This is a genomic window from Micromonospora sp. NPDC049799 (assembly GCF_040656655.1).
Classification (GTDB): Bacteria; Actinomycetota; Actinomycetes; order Mycobacteriales; family Micromonosporaceae; genus Micromonospora.
The window spans coordinates 1-1,096 of the sequence record NZ_JBFAMU010000906.1 but is presented as its reverse complement, the minus strand read 5'-3'; the positions used below and the strand labels follow the sequence as shown (position 1 = coordinate 1,096).

Genomic DNA, 1,096 nt, shown 5'->3' with positions numbered 1-1,096 from the left:
CCGGCGCACCAGGTCGTACGCGGACACGGCGTCGGGCAGCCGCGACTCCCGCAGCAGCGAGGCGAGGGTGGCCGCGTCCTCGAAGGCGAGGCAGGAGCCCTGCCCCAGGTGCGGCGGCATGGCGTGCGCGGCGTCGCCGAGCAGCACCACGCCACCCGGGCCGGCCGGGAAGCCGTACGACCGGGGCAGCGGCCGCAGCTCGCGGATCTCCTGCTGGACGACGTCGGCGGGGTCGGTCGCGTCGAGCAGGTCCGCGATCGGGGCGGGCCAGCCGGCGTACCAGCGCTTGAGCAGGGCCAGCTGCGTCTCCGGGGACTCCGGACGGGGTGCCCCCGCCGCGGTGGCCACCCAGTAGATGCCGCCCCGGGTGGACGCACCGGACGAGCCGCGCTCGCCCAGCGACGCCGCCACGAACCGGTAGCCGGCGCCGAGGACCTCGCCGGCCGGTGGCGCACCGGCCGGCAGCCGGGGTGCCCGGTACCAGGGGATCACCGCCCGCCAGGCGGCGGAACCGGAGCTGACCACGGTCGCCTCCGGCGCGAGCTGCCGCCGGACCGCACTGTCGATGCCGTCCGCGCCGACGACCAGGTCGGCTTCCAGGACGTGGCGTCCGTCGCTGACCGACGGGCGCTGCCCGGGCTCGGCGCGTACCGTCCGCACCGTCACCCCGGTCCGCAGCTCGACCCCGTCGCCGAGGCCCGCGATCAGCACGTCGTGCAGGTCCTCCCGGTGCACGACGACCGGCATCCGGTCGGCCGAGGTGGGTCGGGGCTGCACGAGCCGGTGGCCGTCCGGCCGGCGGACCCCGCCGTCGGGCAGCGGGGTGGCGATCGCCTCCAGGCCGGCGCCCAGGCCGAGGGCACGCAGTGCGCGTACCCCGTTGGGCCAGAGCACCACGGCCGTCGGCTCCGGGCGGACCCGGTCGGCGCGTTCCAGGAGGGTGACCCGCCAGCCGGACCGGGCCAGCGCGCCGGCGACCGCCAGGCCACCGATTCCCGCGCCCACCACCACCGCGCTCCGCATGTGGGCCCCTCGCTCAGCTTTCGCGGTCGGCGGGCCGGGATCCGCCGGCGTCCGCCGCCGCGGTGCCGGTCCG

1 protein-coding gene is annotated in these 1,096 nt (G+C 78.4%); it reads right to left on the bottom strand.

The window, feature by feature from the left end; translation table 11 throughout:
* The coding region (locus AB0I76_RS30540) for an NAD(P)/FAD-dependent oxidoreductase (protein WP_357042792.1) at positions 1–1,023 on the bottom strand (1,023 nt) is incomplete at its 3' end.
* Between the last annotated feature and the right edge of the window lie 73 nt (positions 1,024–1,096).